The organism is Paracoccus sulfuroxidans, assembly GCF_007830335.1.
GTDB lineage: Bacteria > Pseudomonadota > Alphaproteobacteria > Rhodobacterales > Rhodobacteraceae > Paracoccus > Paracoccus sulfuroxidans.
On record NZ_VLKU01000006.1, the window covers coordinates 82,441 to 103,123 of the forward strand.

Annotated in this window: 12 protein-coding genes; 9 read left to right on the top strand and 3 right to left on the bottom strand. The window is 66.1% G+C overall.

The annotated features are described in order from the left end of the window. Position 1: 1 nt before the first annotated feature. Genes IQ24_RS10735 through IQ24_RS10745 form a run of 3 tightly spaced genes read right to left on the bottom strand, consistent with a single transcriptional unit; the run spans position 2 to position 1,603 of the window. A complete protein-coding gene (locus tag IQ24_RS10735) occupies positions 2 to 640 on the bottom strand; it encodes a MotA/TolQ/ExbB proton channel family protein (RefSeq protein ID WP_145397960.1) in 639 nt (212 codons plus the stop codon). A 14-nt stretch (positions 641 to 654) separates the two neighbouring features. Further along, positions 655 to 1,101 carry a hypothetical protein gene (locus tag IQ24_RS10740; RefSeq protein ID WP_145397961.1) on the bottom strand — a complete coding sequence of 149 codons (447 nt, stop codon included), beginning with the start codon at positions 1,099 to 1,101 and terminating at the stop codon, positions 655 to 657. A gap of 19 nt (positions 1,102 to 1,120) precedes the next feature. Beyond that, complete coding sequence (locus tag IQ24_RS10745; RefSeq protein ID WP_145397962.1) at positions 1,121 to 1,603, bottom strand: hypothetical protein; 483 nt, start codon at positions 1,601 to 1,603, stop codon at positions 1,121 to 1,123. A gap of 73 nt (positions 1,604 to 1,676) precedes the next feature. On the opposite strand from IQ24_RS10745, the gene IQ24_RS10750 reads away from it, so the two are divergent. The 9 genes from IQ24_RS10750 (at position 1,677) to IQ24_RS10790 (ending at position 20,682) form a co-directional block, all read left to right on the top strand. Beyond that, the gene (locus IQ24_RS10750; protein WP_145397963.1) at positions 1,677 to 2,084 is read left to right on the top strand and encodes a DUF1036 domain-containing protein; all 408 of its coding nucleotides are present in this window, start codon (positions 1,677 to 1,679) and stop codon (positions 2,082 to 2,084) included. 87 nt (positions 2,085 to 2,171) lie between these two features. Beyond that, a complete protein-coding gene (locus IQ24_RS20240) occupies positions 2,172 to 3,332 on the top strand; it encodes a hypothetical protein (RefSeq protein WP_199756544.1) in 1,161 nt (386 codons plus the stop codon). Positions 3,333 to 3,336: 4 nt separating this feature from the next. After that, a complete protein-coding gene (locus IQ24_RS10760; RefSeq protein WP_145397964.1) occupies positions 3,337 to 5,562 on the top strand; it encodes a M23 family metallopeptidase in 2,226 nt (741 codons plus the stop codon). A 182-nt stretch (positions 5,563 to 5,744) separates the two neighbouring features. After that, the gene (locus IQ24_RS10765; RefSeq protein WP_145397965.1) at positions 5,745 to 12,248 is read left to right on the top strand and encodes a hypothetical protein; all 6,504 of its coding nucleotides are present in this window, start codon (positions 5,745 to 5,747) and stop codon (positions 12,246 to 12,248) included. A gap of 125 nt (positions 12,249 to 12,373) precedes the next feature. Continuing rightward, positions 12,374 to 13,708, top strand: coding sequence for a type VI secretion system baseplate subunit TssK (gene tssK, locus IQ24_RS10770; protein WP_145397966.1), 1,335 nt, complete (start codon positions 12,374 to 12,376; stop codon positions 13,706 to 13,708). Then, positions 13,708 to 15,597, top strand: coding sequence for a type IVB secretion system protein IcmH/DotU (icmH, locus tag IQ24_RS10775; protein ID WP_145397967.1), 1,890 nt, complete (start codon positions 13,708 to 13,710; stop codon positions 15,595 to 15,597). The genes tssK and icmH overlap by 1 nt, the downstream gene beginning before the upstream one ends. Further along, entirely contained in the window at positions 15,594 to 19,211 is a 3,618-nt protein-coding gene (gene tssM / locus IQ24_RS10780) for a type VI secretion system membrane subunit TssM (RefSeq protein ID WP_145397968.1), read from the top strand. The genes icmH and tssM overlap by 4 nt, the downstream gene beginning before the upstream one ends. Beyond that, a complete protein-coding gene (tagF, locus tag IQ24_RS10785; RefSeq protein WP_145397969.1) occupies positions 19,190 to 19,921 on the top strand; it encodes a type VI secretion system-associated protein TagF in 732 nt (243 codons plus the stop codon). The genes tssM and tagF overlap by 22 nt, the downstream gene beginning before the upstream one ends. Beyond that, positions 19,918 to 20,682 carry a PP2C family protein-serine/threonine phosphatase gene (locus IQ24_RS10790; protein WP_145397970.1) on the top strand — a complete coding sequence of 255 codons (765 nt, stop codon included), beginning with the start codon at positions 19,918 to 19,920 and terminating at the stop codon, positions 20,680 to 20,682. Before tagF ends, IQ24_RS10790 begins: the two co-directional genes overlap by 4 nt. The last annotated feature ends 1 nt before the right edge of the window (position 20,683 follow it).

Here is a 20,683-nt window from a genome sequence, read left to right on the forward strand (position 1 = left end):
GTCACCGCGCCGCCTTGGTCACGCGGCCATGGATCGCCGCCGAGATCACCATTTCGATGGACAGACGCTCATCCTCGATCCGGCCTTCCAGCCAGGTGCCGATGAAATAGGCGATCAGCGCGATGGCCAGCCCCGCCGCCGTGGTGGTCAGCGCGGTCCAGATCCCGTTGGCCAGCAGCCGGGGGTCGGTCACCTCCTGGCTGAGGGCAAGGTTGCTGAACGCGTCGATCATGCCGATGACGGTGCCCAGAAGGCCCAGCATCGGCGCCATCTGCACCACCGCCTCAAGCAGGCGCATGCGCGTGCCCAGCTGCGCGAGTTCAACCAGTGCGGCCTGCCGGGCCAGCTCCTCGCCATAGGCGGGGTCCGAGGGCCGCGCGCGCAGGCCCGACATCACCGCCGCCAGCACCCGGCCCAGCACCGATTGCGCCGATCCGGCCTTGCGCTGCGCCTCATCCGGGCGGCCGTTCAGCCAGTCGTCAAGGATCCCCTCGGCCTGTTTCTGGCGACCCAGACCCATGCGCGAGAACTGGATCAGCTTGAACAGCACCACCGTCAGCATCATCACCGACAGGGCCGCAAGCGCCGCGAAAACCGCGATCGAGGACAGGGGCTGGGCCCAGAGCCATTCCAATGACATGCCGCCGCCCGTGCCTAGATGCCGAATTCGATGTCGGTGCGGGCCTGCGTGGCCAGCCCGTCAAGGCAGGCCGCGCGCTTGTCGCTGTCGTCATCGCCCGTGCATTCGGCCACGTCATTGATGACGATGCGGCCGATCTTGCCGCAGGTCCGGTCGGGCAGCGAGAAGACGGCGACCTTGGTCTTGCCCGCAGTCATCGCGCCGAAATCGAGGATCGGCAGCGATTGCACCACGCCCGCGTCGTCAAAGATCGCGACCTGCCAGGCGGCGCGCTTCAGCCCGCTGTCCAGCCGGTTGGTGGTGACCACGGTCAGTTGGCATCCACCCTCGGCCGTGTCGACGGCGCTGTTCAGCTCGAGGAAGATCTTGCCATCGGGGGCGGCAGTCGCCTCTTGAGCATGGGCGAGGGGGGCGATGCAGGACAGGCACAGTCCCATGGCGAAGGCCGTCGCGTGGCGCATGAAAGATCCTTTCCTGGGATCAGCGGGATACGCCGATCATGTTGCTGGTCGAAGCCGGGTCGGTTGGCGGGGCCGCTGGGGACCCGTCCGCCATCTGATGCGAAACCGCACCGCGCTGCAATGGCAGCAGGTGGCTGGCCGAGGCGTCATCGGGCATCTGCATGGTGGGCACATCGGTCAGATGTTCGCGCATCGCCTCTTCCCGGATGCGCTGCATCCCGGCCAGGCTGTCGCCAGAGCCGGGGCGGCCATGAATGATCAGCGGCATCGCGGCAGGGCCGTCCTCTGCGGGCGCGATCTGGGCGGGGCGGGTGGCCGCAGCTTCGGCCCGGATCACCTCGGCCCGGATCACCACGGGGCGGGTGACGCGTTCGACGGCGACCGTGGCGGCGGGCGTCGCATCGGGCTTGGCCGAAAGCTTGGTCAATGCGGTCGCAAAGCCCAGCGTCGCCGCGACGGCAATCGCGACTGCGCCTGCGTAAACTATGGGTTTCGTGACCATTTCGATCTATTCTCCTGCCACGCAATTAGCATGGCAGACATTTCAGAACAATGAACCAGAACGACGGCCAGCCATGAGGCGATCACTTTCCGCAGCCCTTGCCCTGACGATTTTCGGTGCCGCCCCGGCCATGGCGGCGCTGCGTCTGTGCAACCAGTCCTTCGACGTCCTGAACATCGCCATGGCCGAGCCGCGCGAGGGCGGATTTATCACGCGCGGCTGGTGGCGCGTCGCCCCGAATCAATGCGCCACGCTGGAGCGTGAGCTGCTGCGCTCACGCTATTATTACGTCTTCGCCTCGGATATTTTCGGTCGCGAGGCGCTGGCGGGCTCGATCCCCATGTGCGTCGCGACCCAGCGGTTCGAGATCGAGGGGCAGGAAGATTGCCTGCTGCGCGGCTATCTGGACGCCCGTTTCCTTGAGGTCGACACGCAGGAACAGGACAACTGGACCGTGTTCGTCAGCCCCCGGCCACAATAGCGCGGCGCGGTGACGAAACTTGGAACTGGGGGCCGTGGCTGGTATGGATGGGGCCGTAAACCTGATATCGCAACCGCGCAGGATTGAATGAAACCAGGCGCGCTGATCTTGGCAGCAGGCGCGGTGATGGCCGCCCATGCGGGCATGGCCTCCGAGGTCGATGTCCTTGCCCCCGGCTTGCCTGAAGCGTTCAGCACCCTGCCGGGCGTGCGGCTGGTCCAGCCTGAAGACGGGGTCGAGGTGCTGGCCCGCACGATCTATCTGGACGATCCGGCAGCGCTTGAGGGCCTGGGCGATCTGCCCCCGGATGCGCTGGTGGTGGTCAACGATTGCGGCTGGGACCGGCCTTTCGCGGAAATGCGCGCCGATCTGCGCGCGCGCGTCGCCAGCCCCTCGGGCAGCTGCGACACTGATGAGGTCTCGCGCCGCGCGGCCTCGGCTTTGGCGGCAGATGCAGGGCAGCAGGCGGCGGATCTGCAAGCGGCGGGCTTTCGCATCCATAGCCCGGCCCGCGCGGCTGTCGCGCCGGTGCTGGACACCAGCATCGTCATCTCGGCGCTGCCCGGAAATGCGGTGATCCTGGCCGCCGAAGCGCCGCAGGCGGTGGTCGTCCCGGCCTCGCTGGGGCCCGCGCCCGTGGGCCAGCAACCGCGCCGCGCCGGCCTTCCCGAGCCCTCGATCATCGTCGGAGAGCTGGCAAGCCTCATCGGTCGCGACCAGCGCGGCCCGCTGGGCGTGCCCTATGCCATCCGCGAGCGGATCCGTGTCCTCGACCCGGCGCTCTTCCAAAGCATGCTGGAGGGCGGGGCCTTCGACCCGTTGCCCGACCAGATGGCAGTGGCGCTGCAGACCGAGCTTCAGCGGATGAACTGCTATGGCGGGACGGTCGACGGCAGCTGGGGGCAGGGGTCGATCACGGCTCTCGGGCGCTATTTCAGCACGCTGGGGGCAGCGAATGCCTCGACCACCCCCGATCCGGCGCTGTTCCGGGCGATTGCCCTGAACCCGGATGTGGAATGCCCGCAGGTGGCCCCGGCGGTTGCCGCAACGCCCGCGACCCCGCGCAGCACGCCGCGCGCGACGCAGGCGGCCTCGACCCAACGCACGCCCGCGGCGCGGCAGCCAAGCCAGCCCGCCGCTGCCTCGACCGCGCGTCGGCCGCAAACGTCGGCCGAGCCCGCACAGCCCGCCGCGCCTGCCGGGACGCGCTGGAACATGAACCCGCGCGGCTCTGGCATGTACCGCTAGGCGCATGACCGAGGTCGACCCCAGATTCCGCCAGATGGGCCGGGGCGCGCGCCAGCGACGCCGACGGCAGGGGATGCTGCGCGCCCTGCTGGTGCTGCCGGTGATCGCGCTGGCAGGTGGCTGGCTGTGGTCGCGGATGGACGTGCCGCCGCTTTCGGGCGGCGCGGATTTGGATGAGCAGTTGACTCAGGTCGGATCGGAATTCGACATCGCGCCGGTGGTGCGCGGCGACACCTTCACCGATATCCCCGGCGATCCGCTGATCATTCCCAGCCCCGAACAGGGCGAGGCGCGCAAGGGCAAGGACCTGCCCGCGCCCCCGGCGCTGGCTGCGGCGCGTCACGCCAGCCCGCCGCCCGCGATGGTCACGGTGATGCGCGACGATCTGGTGCCGCGCGACCGCAGGCTGGTGGCGGCGCTTCCCTCGACCCGCGAGGAATTCGCGCTGTTTCAGGCCGAGCGCGGGCGCGACACCGTGGTGAACGCCAGCTTATTGCCGCAGGTGGCGGGCGATCCCGCCGGGCAGTTGGCCGATGGTCAGGCGCAAGTGTCCGGCGTCGCCCTGCTGCGCGGGGCCGAGCTGCGCCCGGCGCTGTGGCGCGACATGATCCTTGAGACGACGCGAACCAGCAGCATTGCCGAATTGTTGCAGCAGAACGGCATCGACGGATTGCAGGCGGAATCGCTGTCGCGTCGCATCGCCCAGCAACTGGCGCTGGAGGATGAGCAGATCGCCGCAGGCTCGGTTCTGGCGCTGCGCTATCGCATGCAATCGGGTCAGCATCAGGTGATGCAGATCTCGCTTTACGCGCCGCAGGGGTTCGTGGGGTCGCTGGCCATGTCGGCCTCGGGGCAGCTGGTGCCCGGGGCGGATGCCTGGGCGGGGCAGCCGATCCTCAGCGATCTGATGGCGCGCAGCGAGACGCGGGGGCCTGCGGTCCAGCAGCGCCTGCTGGACGTGATCTATTCGGCGGCGCTACGCCACGATATCCCCTCCGAGGTCATCGGCAATGCGCTGGCGATGATGTCGAAGATCCACGATCTGGACGGTTTCGCGGATGAGCGTGACAGCCTGACGATGATCCTCGCGCCCGATCCGGCGGGTCAGACGCCCGAGATCCTTTATATCGGCGTCAGCGGGCCCTCGGGCGACAAACCCTGCTATGTGGTCCCGGCCAAGACCGAGGGGTTCGAGTGTTTCGCCCCCGGCGCGCGCGTGCAGGTGCGCGCAGGCGGGACCGAGCTTCAGCCGCCCGTCGCGGGCGTCCTGACGCAACGCTTCATCCCGCCCGAGCAGGACAGCCACCCCGATGCCGCGAAGGCCATGGCGGGGCGCGGCACGGTGGTCTGGTCGGCGCCGCAAGACAGCCCGGTCCAGCTGGTGGCGGCGGGTCGCGTGACGGCGGTCTCGGGCAAGTCCGAATTCGGCACGTTGGTCGAGGTGGCGCATCCGAACGGCATGATCAGCCGCTATGCCGGGCTGGGTCAGCTGGACCCCGGCGTCAAGCTGAACGCCGAGCTGTCGCAGGGGGCGGCGCTGGGGAAGGTGGGCGTGCCCATCGGCCTTGATCGCCCGGGCCTTGTCTTCCAACTGCTGGAGAAAGGTCAGCCCGTCGATCCGATGCCCTACCTCAGCGGGCCGGGCGAGGTGCTGGCCTCGGACGCGATCGAGACGCTGATCGGGCGCATCATTCATGTCGAAAGCGGTGGCGTGGCCCATGCCCGCAACCCGCTGTCGACCGCGACCGGGCTGGGGCAGTTCATCGAAAGCACCTGGATGCGGATGATGCGCAGCTATCGCCCGGATCTGGTCGCCTCACTGTCGCCGCGCGATGTGCTGGACCTGCGGCTGAACCCGGACCTCTCGCGCCAGATGGTGCGCCATCTGGCTCAGGAAAACGAGGCCTATCTGCGCGCGCGCGGCCACGACATTTCAGCCGGGCGGCTGTATCTGGCGCATTTCCTGGGTCCGGCGGGCGCAGATACCGTGCTGCGCGCGGACCCTGCGGCCTCGGTGGGCGAGGTGATGGGCGGCGCGGTCGTTTCCGCCAACCCGTTCCTGCGCGGCTATAGCGTGCAGAACCTGCGCGACTGGGCCGACCGCAAGATGACCGGTGCCCGCAGCGCAGCGGGCAGCAGCGGGGCAGTGGTCGAGGTCGTGCCCATCTCGGCCGAGGTGCGCGCCTTCATGGAGGCCATCGACAGCCTGCAAAAGCAGGCACAAGGGTGACGCGACGGAAAAAAATGCCGGATTAGGGGCTGTTGTCTTGTAATTTAGACAATTGGACGGATTATGTCTTCTCGTGATGCCTGATGGCATATCCCAATTTATCCCTGGTGCCGATCGTCGAGATGTCAGTGTTCAATTTGCCGTGCCTTTCCCGCCTTTTCCTGACAACCGCGTTGATCTCGATGACACCGCTTCTGGTCGTGACCCGTGCAGGCGCACAGGAGTTCACGCTTGACCAGGATGTGGTCGACGACCGCGAGGGCGACTGGGATCACGACAGCGCAACCTGGACCGACAGCAGCGGGCAGACCGGGCAGGTCCTTCCGAATAACGGAACTGCCACGGCAGTCCTGCAATATTTCACGCCGAACAATTCGAGCGACCGGGTCGTTCTTGAGGTCTCGAACTCATCCGTGCTGGTGCCCGGGATCATACGGACCGAGGGCAACTATACCCTGAGGCCGAATAATAACGGCAGCAGCAGTGGCACGCTGGGTGACGGAACGATCCAGACTGCGGCCAACCCTCTGGTGTTCCAGACGCTCGACACCGGTTCGTTGATCGTCGAGACGCGGGTGCAGGGCAATATCCGCATCGTGGGATCGGGCGAGCTTCGCTTCTCGAACCGCGATCGTTTGAACCTTGAGTCGATCACCGTCGCCGGGAGTGGAAACTTCCTGTCCGAGGGTCGCAACAGCGGCACGCTGGCCAATAGCGGCAGGACCGAATTGCAGCGTGGTCATGACGGTGTCGTGACCAACCGTGGGAACATGCAGTTCCGTGGGGATCTGGACGGGTTGGTGCTGGAATCCGGCATCGCCACCACGACCGGGAATACCAGTATCGACGCGGCCTATCTGACCAACGCCCAAGCCTCCACGCTGAACATCGAGCAGGGCACTTTCTCCCTTACCGGCACACCCGGAGCCACGCCCCGGGCCCTGACGAATGAAGGAACCACCACGATCGGGTCGAATGGCACCGTTCAGGTGCGTGTGGAGAACAGGGGCACGCTGAACCTGAACGGCGGCTATGTGAATGGCAACGTGATCAACCTGAACAGTGCCACACCGAATCAGCCTGGTGGCATTGCGAATCTGTCGGGAGAAGTTCGATTCCAGCTGAGCAATGAATCGAATGCAACGCTGACGACCAACGGAAACCTTCGCTCCACAACGGTCATAAATGCCGGGACCTTCACCGTTAACCAGGGGAATACCCTGACGGCGACAGGGCCTGCCGGAACCGAGAACACCTCATCCGGCACGCTCAATGTCCTGAATGGCACGGTCGAGGGTCTGGTCAGGAACTCGGGCATCATCAACGCCCGGGGCGAATTCGCCAATACGCTGGAAAATGCCGGCGCGCTCTATGCCACGGGCCTGCTGACCATCGATCGCCTGACAACCAGTGCCGGTGCGACGGTGGCCCAGGGTTCGCGCATCACCGTGGGGCAGGGGAACCGGCTGCGGCTGAACACGAACCTGACCAACACCGGCGTCACCGCCTTCGACGCCAGCGGCAATGCCGTTCAGACCATGACCATCGGCGGGACGCTTGAGTTCCGGAACGGCGCCTCGCAACTGACGAACAGCGCCTTCAACCGGCTGGCGCTGAACAATGGCACGATCCTTGGCAATGTCGTCAACAACGGCAGCATGGTGGCCAACGGTGAGGTCTCGGGCAATCTGTCGAACAACCAGAGCTTTTCCACGCAAGGTAATCTGAGGGTCGGCAGCCTGACCAACCGTGGCGTGGCCGAAATCGGCGTCGCAGGCGCGGGGGCCACAGGTCACAACCTGACGCTGACGAATGGTTCGGCCGAAAACATGGGCACGATGATCGTCAACGGCATGGTCACCGGCGCTGTGAACAACCGGGCCGGAAGCTCGGTGGGCACGCTGACGCTGGCGGGTGGTCGCGTCAACGGAACCGTGACGAACGAGGGCACCTTCAGCGGAATCGGTCAAATCGATGGCACGCTGAGAAACAGCGGTGCAGGAACGGTCAGCACCAACGGCACGCTGAACGTAGGCGCGATGTCGAACAGCAGCACCGTGACTGTTGGGAATACCGGCAGGATCAGCGCGGGTACCACCGGCAGCATCGAGAACACCGGGAGCGGTCAGATCACCGTCGGGGTCGCGGGTACGGCGGGCGGCGGGACGCTGGCGGGCAACGTCAACAACAGAAACAACGGCCTGATCACCGTCAACGGCGGCCGCATCAATGGCGGCGTGACGAACCGGAACAATGCCGACATCGTGCTGAATGCCGGGACCATCGCGGGCAATATCTCGAATTCGGGCAATGGCGCGACGCTGACCTTCAACGCGGGCTCATCGGTCGAGCGTGGCGCGAACGGAGAGCGCACGCTGGAAAACTCGAACAGCGGCGTGGTGACGGTCAACAACAGCGTGATCAATGCCGATGTGACCAACTCGGACAATGGGCAGTTGAACCTGAACGGTGCCACCATCGGCGGCAATGTCGAGAACAATTCGAACGGTGTGCTGAACATCGCCTCCAATTCCTCGATCACGGGCAATCTGGTCAACAACGCGCTGATCGATTCCAGCGCGACGACCGGCAGTGTCACGCTGTCAGTGTTGAACGGCACCTTCACGAACAATGCCAGGGTGCAGTCGTCGAACGGAGCATTCCTGTATATCAATGCCGCGACCCTGGAGTTCGGCGAGAACTCGGATGTCGACAACGACAATGTGAGGCTTAGGGGCAACGTGCTGAACCGCGGCACGATGAACTATAGCACTGACGGTGCACTGGAGAACGGCGGGCTTACCAACGCCCCCACAGGTACGGTAACCGTTTCGGCGAACTTGAATGGCAACCGCTACAATATCGCCAACCAGGGGACTTTCCACGTCACGACTGACCCGAACTCGGTCGGCGTGTTGCACAACGTCAATATGCTGACGAACAGCGGTAGCTTCACCATCGATGCCGGGACCTCGGTTTCGGCGACGCAGATCAACAACGTGGCGGCGCCCGGCCGGAACGTGGTGATGCGGGTCGGCGGTACAGTGAACTCGGCCAATGTGATGAACAACAGTGCCACGATCATGATGACCGGCGGCACGGTGAACCCAGGCATCCGGAACGCAGGCGTGCTGCAGGGCACCGGAACGCTGGCCGGGCTGGTCACCAACACGGCTGCGGGCACGGTCAACGTCGGCGGTCAGCTGACCTTCAACCAGACCCTGCAGAACAACGGTACGGTCAACATGACCGGCGGGCGGCTGGTCGGCAGTGTCGTGAACACCCGCACGGTGCAGGGGCAGGGCACGATCACCGGAACACTGGAGAACCGAAGCTCGGTCATCGCGCAGAACGGCACGCTGACCGTCGGCACGCTGGTCAACAACGGCACCACGACGGCCGGAGCCGGTGGCGTTCTGGCCTCGACGAATGCGATCCAGAACAACCGCCGGTTGGAAGTCGCGACCGGAGGTCGGGTGCAGGCCGCTGTCCAGAACAATCGGGGCGCAACCGTCGCGATGCAGGGCGGCACCGCTGTTGGAGCCATCACCAACGCCGGGACCGTGCAGGGCTATGGCCTTGCGCAGACGATCAACAACACGAACACCGTCACGGCCAGCGGCGGCACGCTGCGGGTCACGAACCTGACGAACGCGGCCTCGGGCAATCTGCGCGCCGAAGCGGGCGGGACGCTGGCCTCGGTCAACCGGCTTGAGAACCTGGGTTGGGTCACGCTGCTGGGCGGCACGGTCGACATGGACATCGACAACCGCAACAACCTGCGTGGCGCGGGCACGGTCGCCGGGCGCGTCGACAACACCGGCACGGTCACCTCGACCGGGGCGCTGGCGATTGAAAAGCTGGCGAATACCGGCACGGGCACCGTGAACGTGCAGACCGGCTCGCGCCTCTCGTCCGAGCAGCTGCTCTGGAACAGCGCGCGCGTCAATGTTGCGGGCACGCTTGCGGCGAATGTGCAGAACACCGGCGCGGGCCGGATCGAGCTGGAATCGGGTACGATCAGCGGCACCGTGGCCAATGGCGCGACGCTGGTCGGCACCGGTACCATTGACGGGCGGCTCTTCAACACCGGAACCGCGACCATCGGCGGCAGCGTCACGAATATCGACAACCGCAACGCGCTGGTGGCGTCGGGGCGGCTTGAGGCCGGGACGCTGAACAACAGCGGCACGGTGACAGTCGGCACCGGCAACCGCCTGGCTGTGACCGGCGCTTTTGAGAACCGTCAGGACGTCGTGCTGGCGGGCGGCGTGATCGAGGCGGATCTGTCGAACCGGGGCCGCCTTTTGGGAACCGGAGCCATCACCGGCACGCTGACGAACCGCGGCACGCTGGACCTGGACGGCGTCATGCAGGTCGGCGCGCTGCGCAACCTTGCGACCCTGACCGTCGGCACCGGCAACCAGCTGAATGTGTTGGGGTCCTCGGTCAACAGCGGCACCGTGCAACTGGCCGGAGGCATTCTGAACGGCGCGCTGGTCAACAACGGCAATCTGCGGGGCGCGGGGCGGATCACCGGGCAGGTGACGAACAACCAATCGGCGCAGGTGGCCGCGAATACTGTGCTGTCGCTTGACCGGGGCATGATCAACAACCGTGACGCCGTCGTCGCCGGTGAGCTGCGCGGCAATGTCGACAACCGTGCGGGCGGGACGCTGCGCATGGCCTCGGGCACGATCACCGGCAATGTCACCAACGCCAGCGTCCTCAGCGGAACCGGCGCGATCACCGGCGTGGTGCGCAACTCGGGCACCATCCGTTCGCAGGGCGGGCTGACCTTTGGCCAGCTGATCAACGGCGTCGACCGGAATGAAGCCGGGGCAGGCGGCATTGATCGCGCACCGGGAGAGACCTTCCTGGGCACGCTGGTCATTGCCGAGGGCGATACCCTGCATTCCGACAACCCCGTGCTGAACAACGCAGGCGCTGGCCTGACGCTGAACGGCACGCTGGATGCCTCGCTCTGGACCGCAGGCACGGCCGAGCTTTACGGCCGGGTCACCGGCGACGTCGAATATGCGGGTGGCGCGCTGCGCTATAATGACCGCACCCAGATCGACGGCGCGCTGATGCTGGGCTCGAACTTCACGGTGGCGCGCGGCACGACGCTGCGTGCGGCGCAGACCATCGTCGGCGCGAACACCCAGCTTGCGCTGAACGGCACCGTGCAGGGCCAGCTGGTCAACCAGGGCCGGGTCGATATTCAGGGCACGCAGGGACGCGTCAACGGTCAGCTGATCAACAACAACACCATCAACATGTCGGGCACCGCCCAGCATGCCGGAGACGTGCTGACCACCGCAGGTCTGGCCGGAAACGGCACCTATGTGATGGATGTGGACCTGCGGAACATGGAATCGGACCGCATCGTCGTGCGCGGCGGGGCGGCGACGGGCTTTTACTACTTCGACCTGAACACCGTCAGCGATGCGACCTCGGGCCGGGTCGGACAATACACCACGCTTCTGGATGTCGATGACAGCCTTGGCAGCGCGAACAACTACACCTTCGACAGCAGCGGGGTCGATCTCTCGTCCGAGCGGATCGTCTTCTCGGTCGATCAGCTTGAGGGCAGCGGCGACCTTGCGGTCATCTCTCAGGTCAACCCGGCCATCGGCGCGCTGTTTGGCAACGTGGCGCTGACCCAGTCGCTGATCGGTTCGGTGATCAACCGCCCGACCAGCCCCTTCGTGACGGGCGTCGCCTATGATCCGGCGGCGAATCCCTGCAGCGTCGGCAGCTGGGGCCGCGCCATGGGCGGGCACGCCACGGCGAATGGCGCGACGGGCAACAGCGTCAGCCGCGTCAACAGCGAAATCAGCGCCGACTACTATGGTATGCAGGTCGGCACCGATCTGGCCTGTTTCGACAACCGCTTCGGCGGCTGGAACCTTGCCTTCGGCGTCGTCGGCGGCGTCAACCAGGGCAACACCTACCAGCCGGTCTATGCGGTCGATTCGACCAACTCGCAGCAGCTGACGCGCCAGCTGGCCAGCTATAACAAGACCGACTTCACCCAGACCTATGCCGGCGTCTACATGACGGCGAACCGGGACGCCTTCCAGGCGGACCTGCAGTACCGCCTTGAAAACACCGATTTCGAGATCAAGAACACCGCCGTCACCGGCACCGGGCTTGGGCTTTCGACCTCGGATTTCAGCAGCAAGGCCCAGACGCTCAGCGGCTCGCTGAGCTATGCCTTCCCGCTGGGCGAAAGCGGCTACACGGTCGTTCCGACGGCGGGCTTTGCCTGGTCGCGCTTCAGCACCGACTCGATCGACTTCGACGACGGCTACCGCATCGACTTCGAGGATGGCGACCGCAAGGTCGGCTTCGTGGGCGCCACGATTGCCCGGTCGTTCATCAACGAACGCGACAACTCGGCGCTTTATGCCTACACGACCGGCACCTATTACAAGGACTTCGCCGATCCGATGGTCTCGATCTTCTCGCGCGAAGGCAGCGCGGATGACTTCCCGGCGCAGCGCCTGACCTCGGACAACCTGAAATCCTATGGCGAGATCAGTCTGGGCATGAACTACGTCAAGATCATCGGCGGAAAGACCAAGCCGCGGCAGCTCAGCACCGGCGCACGCATCGATGCGCGCTTCGGCGACGGGCTGGACAGCATCGGCGTCAGCGGACAGTTCCGCTGGCAGTTCTGATCCCTCCTCGGGCGCCGATCCCCGGAACGGCGCCTGAGCGGTGTCGTTTCGTGGGATTGCCCGCAGTTTTCATCTTGGGCTATCAGGGTTTAAGACAGTCCGAAGTTTATTAGTGGGGCCGCCATATGTCCTGGTTCAGCAAGGTTGCCTGGAAAGAGGGGCTGTTCATGCAGCCCCAGCATCTGCAGCAGGCCGACCGCTATCACGAGCACCTGGTTCAGGCGCGCACCCAGGCGATCACCCCCTATCCTTGGGGCGTCAGTGAGCTGGCGATCGACCGCGACCAATGCCAGCAGGGCCATATCGCGCTGCGGGCGGCAACCGGGCTGATGCCCGACGGCACGCCTTTTGATGCGCCGGGAACCGGGCCGTTGCCGGTTCCGGTGCCCGTGCCCGACGATGCGGCGGGGCAGTTCATCTGGCTGACGCTGCCCGACATCTCGCCCAATGTGCGCGACGCGGCGCCCTATCACGACGAGGGCTCCAGCACCCGCTGGGGCATCGTGACCGAGACGGTCAGCGATTCCGCGTCCTCGATGCGGATCGAGCAGGTGCTGGAACTGGCCGTCCCCCGGCTGGAGCTTGCGGTGCGCAAGACCCCGCGCCCCGGCTATCAGAACCTGCGCCTTGCCCGCATCGCCGAGGTGCGCGACGGCGTGGTGACGCTGGACGAGACCTTCCCCCCGCCCGCGCTGGTCATTGGCGCGCATCCGCAGATTCTGGGCTATGTCACCCGCGTCATCGGCTGGATCGAGGCGCGGCTGGAAAGTCTGGCCCGCTATGCCGCCGATCCGACGGCCGGGGGCGGGATGCAGGCGACCGATTATCTGATGCTGATGGCGCTGAACCGCAACATCGGCGTGCTGCGGCATCTGTCGCGGACCTTCGCGATCCATCCCGAGATTCTCTATCGTTCGCTGATCGCTTTGGCCGGAGAGCTGACGACCTTCGACAACGGCAATCGCCACGCCGCCGATTACCCGGCCTATGACCACGAAAACCCGAAGGAAAGCTTCTCGCCCATCGTGGCGGACATCCAGCGCCTTCTGTCGCGCGATGTGGGCCGCGCCGTGCGCCTGCCGCTGCGGCAGGTCCGGCAGAACTCGTATCTGGCCGAGGTCTCGGATCGCAACCTGTTCCGCGAGGCGACCTTCGTGGTCGAGGTCGAAAGCGCCAAGCCGATGACGCAGGTGCAGTCGCAGTTCCCCGAACTCTGCAAGGTCGGCCCCAACACTCGCATGTCCGAGATCGTGAACAACAACCTTCCCGGCATCTGGCTTCAGCATCTGCCGAACCCGCCGCGCCAGCTGCGGGTGCTGTCCTCGAACGTCTATTTCCGGCTTGAGAAGAATTCCCCGCTTTGGCGCGAATTTTCGACCGCCCCCGCCATCGGGATGCATTTTGCGGGCGATTGGCCGGATCTGAAGCTTGAGCTTTGGGCCGTTCCGGAGCGGAGCTGATGCCAGCCGACAAGGACGATCAGGACAAGACCGTATTTGGGGGCCCGCAATCGGGGCGTGAGCCTGCACCCGGTCAGGGGCAGGGCGGGGCCTATCAGGGCTGGGGCCAGCCGCAGGGCGGTGCGCGTCCGCAGGGCGAGGATCGCACGGTGATCGGTGGTCCGGGCGGGGCGCATGGCTCTCCCTTCCCGTCACCGGGTGGAGCTGGTCCTTCGCCCTTTGGTCAGCCCCCTTACGGGCAACCGCCCTATGGTCAGCCGCCGTTCGGGCAACCCCATCAGCCGCCATTCGGACAGCCTCCTTTCGGACAGACGGGCAGCCTGCCCTTCGGCGCGCCTCCTGCACCGCCGCCCTATGGTCAGGCACCGGGCGGCTATCCCGGCACACCTTATGGCCAGCCCGGCCAGACGCCCTTCGGCCAACCCGGGGGTGCGCCCTCGGGCGCGGGCGGGCAGACCTGGCTGGGGGCACCGCCGCCCATGGACCCCTCGCGGATCGGGCGCGCACCCGGGCAGGACCAGCGCGGCTTCTTCCCCGACATCCGCCAGCCGCCGCAGCCCGAGCAATTCGCCTCGGCCCCGCGCATCCGGCTGGAAGAGGCGCTGCGCGTGCGCGAACTGGGCGCAGCCTCCTCGGCGAACCCGCTGCTGGCGGCGGCCGCGACGCTGCTGATCCTGCTGGGCCGCCTTCGCACCGGGCTGGTCGAATTGCAGGTCGGCCCGCTGATGGATCACGTCACGCGTGAGATCGACCGGTTCGAGCGCAATGCCCTGCTGGCGGGCGTCAACCCGCATGAGGTGCTGGTGGCGAAATACGCGCTGTCGGGCACGGCGGATGACATCGTCCAGAACCTTCCCGGCGGCGACCGCGGTAACTGGCAGCAATATTCGATGGTCGCGCGCTTTTTCCACAAGCGCGATTCCGGCGTCGGCTTCTTTCAAGAGGCTGAAAAGGCGATGCAGGCGCCGGGCCAGAACTACAACCTGCTGGAACTGATGCTGGTCTGCATGTCGCTGGGCTTCGAGGGGCAGTTTCGCACCATCCCCAATGGCGCGGTCGAACTGTCGCGCATCCGCAATGCGATTTACGAAAGCCTGCGCCGCGTCCATCCGCGCCCGGATGAGGATATCTCGGTCACCTGGCAGCCGGTGGTGCAGGATGGCGGGCGGCGCTTCTCGGCCATTCCGGTGCCGGCGGTCTTCGGCATCGCGGCGCTGTCGCTGGTCGCGATCCTTGCGACGTTGCTGACGCTCATCAACCGCGACGGGGCCGAGGCTGCGGAAACGCTGCGCGCCCTGCACCGCAACACGCCGGTGATTCAGGTCGACCGCAGCGTTCAGGCCGTGCCGATGGTCGTCAAGAACCCGCAGCTTGAGCGCGTCCGCAGCGCGTTTGCGCAGGAAATCAGCGACGGCATCGTCAAGGTCGAGCCGAAGGGCGATTTCATCGCCATCCGGGTCGGGAACCTGCAACTGTTCGACACCGGCTCATTCAAGGTGAAAGAGGGCTTTGCCGCGCTGGCGACCCGCATTGCCGAGGTGCTGAACACCGAAGGCGGCCCCATCGCGATCGAAGGCCATACCGACAATGTGCCCATGTCCGGGCGTGGCCGGTTCAAGAACAATTATGAGCTTTCCGCCGCCCGCGCCGAAGCCGTGGCCGAGGTCATCAAGCCGCTGCTGACCGATGCGGCGCGTGTCCAGACCGTCGGCAAGGGCGAGGATGAACCCGTGGCCGACAACGCCACGCCCGATGGGCAGTCCGAGAACCGCCGGGTCGAGATCCTTCTGGCGCGCGAAGGCACTTACGGTGGTGCCGCAGCGGAGGGCCAGCCCGCTGAGGCCGCGCCCCAACCCGGTGCTCAGCCCGAAACGGAGACGGCGAATTGAATCTGTTCGGTTTCTATGTGCGGTTTCCCTCCTGGCGCCGGAATGCCTGGTGGCGTCGACTGGTGATGGCTCTGGGCCTTGTGGCCCTGTGTCTGGCGATCTGGTTCGGCGGCCCGATGACCGGGTGGGAGCCTGCATCGCGCGTCAGCCTGCGTGCGGGGCTGATCGGGGTGATCCTTGGCATCACGCTGCTGGTCTTCTTGCTGCGCTGGCGCAGGCGGGTGCGGGCCGCGCGCGAGATCGAAGAGGCGCTATTGCCGGTCGAGCCGCAGGGCGACGCCAAGGTGCTGGCCGAAAAGATGCAGGGCGCACTGTCCGTCCTGAAGAAATCGGGCGGCGCGACCACGCTTTACGACCTGCCCTGGTATGTCATCATCGGCCCGCCCGGCGCGGGCAAGACCACGGCGCTGGCGAACTCGGGCCTTGAGTTTCCGCTGGCGCAGGATCAGGCGATTGCGGGCTTCGGCGGCACGCGCAACGTCGATTTCTGGTTCGCCGAGGATGCCGTGCTGATCGATACGGCCGGGCGCTATACAACGCAGGACAGCGACAGCACCGCCGACAAATCCAGCTGGACCGCCTTCCTTGACCTGTTGAAGCGGACCCGGCCCAACCGGCCGATCAACGGGGTGATCCTGTCCTTCTCGGTCGAGGAGCTGATGCAGGGCGATGCGGCCAGCCTTGCGGCGCATGCCGAAACCGTGCGCGCGCGTCTGGCCGAGCTGCATGAGCAGCTGAAGATTGATTTCCCGGTTTATGTGATGTTCACCAAGGCCGACCTCATCGCCGGTTTCCGTGAATATTTCGCCAGTTTCAGCCTGAACCGGCGGAAGCTCGTGTGGGGCGTGACCTTCCAGACCAAGGACCGCAAGGCGATCACGCATGAGGCGGTGCCCGCCGAGTTGGACCGGCTGGTGGCGCGGCTCTCGGATGAGATCATCGACCGCCTGTCCGAGGAACCCGACGGCGTCGCCCGCATCGCGATCTTTGGCCTGCCGGGGCAGATGGCGCTTCTGCGCGACAATCTGGCCGATTTCATGCGCCGCGTCTTCGAGCCCACGCGCTACAAGACCAATGCCATCCTGCGGGGGTTCTATTTCACCTCGGGCACGCAAGAGGGCACGCCCATCGATCAGGTGCTGGGCGCGATGGCGCAGCCGGGCACGCCGGGCGGCTTTGCCTCGGGCTTCATGTCGGGGCGCGGCAAAAGCTATTTCATCTATGGCCTGCTGCGCGACGTGATCTTCCCCGAACAGGGCTGGGTCTCGCATGACCGCAAGGCGGTGCGGCGCGCGCTGCTGCTGCGCACGGCGGCGCTTGGTGCGATTGCGGTGATGCTGCTGGGCGGCGCGGGGGTGCTTGGCTACAGCTATTGGAAGAACCTGACGCTGGTGCGCACCGCCGAGGCCGAGGCGCAGGCCTATTCGCAGGCCGCCTTTGATGAGCTGCACCGCGAGGTGATCGACGACACCGACCTGCGGCCCGTTGCGCCTTTGCTGAACGATCTGAAGGAAATGCCCGCCGGTTACGGCGACAGTGAGGAGCCCAGATTCCTTGAAGGCCTGGGCCTTGGCCAGCGCGACCGCTTGGCCCGTGTCACGGTCGAGACCTATGCCGATGCGCTGGAGCGCATGCTGCGGCCACGGCTGATCCTGGATCTGGAGCACCGCATCCCGCAGATCATCGCCAGCGGCGACATGACGAACATCTACCGGGCGCTGAAGGTCTATCTGCTGCTGGGCAAGCAGGGCGAATCGACCGACGACCCGGCGATCCTCGCCTGGTTTGACCAGACCTGGCGCGAGGAATATCCGGGCCGCGCGGGGCTGGAATTCATCGATCAGCTGAAGGGCCATCTGCAGGCCATGCTGGAGCTGGACGACCGGCGCGAGATTCTGGTCGGTCTGGACCAGACCACCGTCGACCGCGCCCGCGCCGCCATTGCGCAGCTGCCCATGGACGAACAGGCCTATGCGATCATCATGGATGGCGCGCTGGCGGCGGGCCTCAAGGACTGGAACCTGGCCAGCGCCGTCGGCAATGGCGCGACCGAGGTCTTCGCGACCCGCGACGGCAGCGATCTGTCCTCGCTCAGCGTGCCGGGGCTTTACACCTACGAAGGCTTCTGGGGCTATTTCTTCGACCAGCTGGAAGTCGTCGGCGAAGAGCTGCGCCGCGACCAATGGGTGCTGGGTGAGCAGGGCTCTTCGGTCGAGATCGAGCGGCGTCTGGCGCGGCTCGACCGCGACCTGATGGAGCGTTACCGCGCCGGGTTCACCGAATCCTGGAACGGCATGCTGACCAATCTGACGCTGAATTCCATGGTCGCGGACAAGCCGGTCTATGCGGCGCTTGGCACGGCGGCCTCGGCTTCGGCCTCGCCCATTCTGGCGCTGGTCAAGGCGGTGGACGAACAGACCTATCTGAGCCGCGAATATGAACAGCTGGACGGCGTCGATCTGGACGCCAAGCCGGCTGAAGGCGACGCGAATGGCGTCGGCAACAAGATCGGCAACCAGTTGTTGGACCGGATGAAGGACCGCTCGGGTCCGGTGCAGCGTATCCTCATGGATGAGGCGCGGCAGCGGGCGGGCAAGACCGGTCTGCGTGCCGGTGGCGGGACGGGTGAGGCCAGCAGCGTCACCGCCCCCATCGACGCCATCTCGAAAGCCTTCGAGAACTGGCACATGCTGGTTCTGGGTGAGACGGGCCAGCGCCCCATCGACACGCTGCTGGGCAATCTGGGCGCGGTCTGGAACAACCTGAAGCTGGCCGAATTCAACCCGGAATCCTCGGCGGCGGCACTGCCGACCCTGCTGAACACGCTGACCCAGTACAATTCGCAGCTGCCCGCGCCGCTGTCGCGCATGGTCAGCCGGGCGGAAAGCGATTTCCGCGCCGGTGCGTCGGATGCCAGCATCGAGACGATGAACCGCGCGCTGAGCGACCGGATCACCTTCATCTGCCGCGACACGATCACCTCGTCCTATCCGTTCGGCGATGCCTCGCGCAGCCTCTCCATCGACAATTTCTCGCGCTTCTTCGGGCCGGGCGGGGCGATGGACAGCTATTTCACCGAATATCTGGAGCCCTATGTCGAACGCACCCCCGAGGGCCTGTCCTGGCGTGCCGACAAGGAAATCACGCACCGCATGTCGGCGAACACGCTGATGCAGTTTCAGCGGGCCGAACGCATCCGCCGCGCCTATTTCGCAGGCGGCGGCAGCGCGCCCTCGGTCGAGATCACGGTGGCGCAGGCCGATGCGAACCCGACCATCGAAAGCGCGCTGCTGACCATCAATGACGAGATGATCCCCACGACCATCGGATCGCTGCCGCGCACCATCGTCTGGCCGGGCACGGGCCGCTCGACCATGCTGCAGCTTTCGCCGCCGCTGGACCGCGAATCCTCGCTGCGGTTCGAGGGCAGCCCCTGGACGATCATCGACTTCATGAACGCCGCCACCTCGACCGAGCAGAGGGGCGACACGCTGCGCGCGCGCTTCAACGTGGGCGGGCGCAACATCACCTATGATTTCACCATCAACGCCATCACCAACCCCTTCACGATGCCCGAGATCAGAGATTTCGAATGTCCACAGAGCATCGACTGACCGCGCCCGACGCCCCTGCGGGCACGCCCGAGGCTGAAGTTCTGACCGGGCTTTACGGCAAGCATCCGGCGTTTGGTGATTTCATCATGGCGGGTCTGCCGGACGGGGCCATGCATCATCTGGGCGAATGGATGGCGCAGGCGCTTGGCCAGTGGCGCGACGCCATGGGCGAGGATTGGCAGGCCCATTTCGACCATATGCCCGCGATCCGTTTCTGGATCGGGCCGCTGTTGTTTGGCGGCAGGCCGCTGCGCGGCGTGCTGGCGCCTTCGGTCGACAAGTCCGGGCGGCGGTTTCCGCTGATGATCGGCCAGACCGCCGGGCTGGCCCCGGTGCTGGACCCCGACCAGTCGTTCCACGACACGGCACTTGCCGCGCTGCAGGGGATTGCGGCCTCATCCGGGTTCGACCCGCGTGAGACGGCGCAGAAACTTGCCGAACATCTGACACCGGCCACCCCCTTGCCGGAAACCCCGGCCTGGCCCAGCTTCTGGGCGGTCAATGCCAACCTGTCCCCGGCCGAGCTGTTCGCCGATCTGGTCGCGGCCGATCATGCGAATGCCGTGGCGGGCCGCAGCTATTGGTGGTTTGGCGGCGAACTTGACCAGCCCTCCAGCATGCTGGCCTGTCAGGGCATGCCCGGCCCCGGCGATCTGGGCTGGCTGATCTCGGGCTGGCGCGGCATTCCCCTGCAGCAGGAGGCGACATGACCGGTCCCGGTGCGGCGATCGAGATGCGCGTGGGCGGGCTGACCGATGTCGGCCGGGTGCGCAAGCATAACGAAGACAATATCGCGCTGCTGACCCCTCAGGGGATCTGGGTCGTGGCCGATGGCATGGGCGGCCATGCGGCGGGCGATGTCGCCAGCGCCATCATCGTCGAAGAAATGGAATCGCTGGGCATGCCCGTCAGCGCGCAGGACCAGCGCTCGCGCATGCTGGAACGGCTGGACCGTGCGCATCTGCGCATTCTGGCGCATGCGCAGGCGAATGGCCTGTCGACGGTCGGCGCGACGGTCGCCGCGCTTTTGATCTTCGAGGCGGAACTCACCTGCGTCTGGGCCGGGGACAGCCGCATCTATCTGTGGCGTCAGGGCAAGCTGACCCAGCTGACGCAAGACCACAGCGAGGTCGCGCAGCTGGTCGCCGCAGGTCAAATGACCGAAGCCGAGGCCCGCACCGCCGCGCGCCGCAATGTCATCACCCGCGCTATCGGCATCGGCCCAAATGCCGATCCCCAACTGGTCAGCGGCGTGGCGCAGCCGGGCGACCGGTTCCTTGTCTGCTCGGACGGGCTGACCGAGCATATGGACGATCACGACATCGCCGCCCTGCTGGCCAACCCGGCCCCGCCGAATGACATCGCCTCGGCCCTGATCCGCGAGACGCTGGAGCGCGGCGCCAAGGACAATGTCAGCGTGATCATCGTCGATTGCGAGCCCGCGGCCGAAGGCGACGAGGCGGCGGATTAAG

Bases quoted from the DNA above. Each gene is read 5' to 3' on its own strand.
- IQ24_RS10735 (WP_145397960.1), bottom strand. From the start codon at position 640: ATGTCATTGGAATGGCTCTGGGCCCAGCCCCTGTCCTCGATCGCGGTT.
- IQ24_RS10740 (WP_145397961.1), bottom strand. From the start codon at position 1,101: ATGCGCCACGCGACGGCCTTCGCCATGGGACTGTGCCTGTCCTGCATC.
- IQ24_RS10745 (WP_145397962.1), bottom strand. From the start codon at position 1,603: ATGGTCACGAAACCCATAGTTTACGCAGGCGCAGTCGCGATTGCCGTC.
- IQ24_RS10750 (WP_145397963.1), top strand. From the start codon at position 1,677: ATGAGGCGATCACTTTCCGCAGCCCTTGCCCTGACGATTTTCGGTGCC.
- IQ24_RS20240 (WP_199756544.1), top strand. From the start codon at position 2,172: ATGAAACCAGGCGCGCTGATCTTGGCAGCAGGCGCGGTGATGGCCGCC.
- IQ24_RS10760 (WP_145397964.1), top strand. From the start codon at position 3,337: ATGACCGAGGTCGACCCCAGATTCCGCCAGATGGGCCGGGGCGCGCGC.
- IQ24_RS10765 (WP_145397965.1), top strand. From the start codon at position 5,745: ATGACACCGCTTCTGGTCGTGACCCGTGCAGGCGCACAGGAGTTCACG.
- tssK (WP_145397966.1), top strand. From the start codon at position 12,374: ATGTCCTGGTTCAGCAAGGTTGCCTGGAAAGAGGGGCTGTTCATGCAG.
- icmH (WP_145397967.1), top strand. From the start codon at position 13,708: ATGCCAGCCGACAAGGACGATCAGGACAAGACCGTATTTGGGGGCCCG.
- tagF (WP_145397969.1), top strand. From the start codon at position 19,190: ATGTCCACAGAGCATCGACTGACCGCGCCCGACGCCCCTGCGGGCACG.
- IQ24_RS10790 (WP_145397970.1), top strand. From the start codon at position 19,918: ATGACCGGTCCCGGTGCGGCGATCGAGATGCGCGTGGGCGGGCTGACC.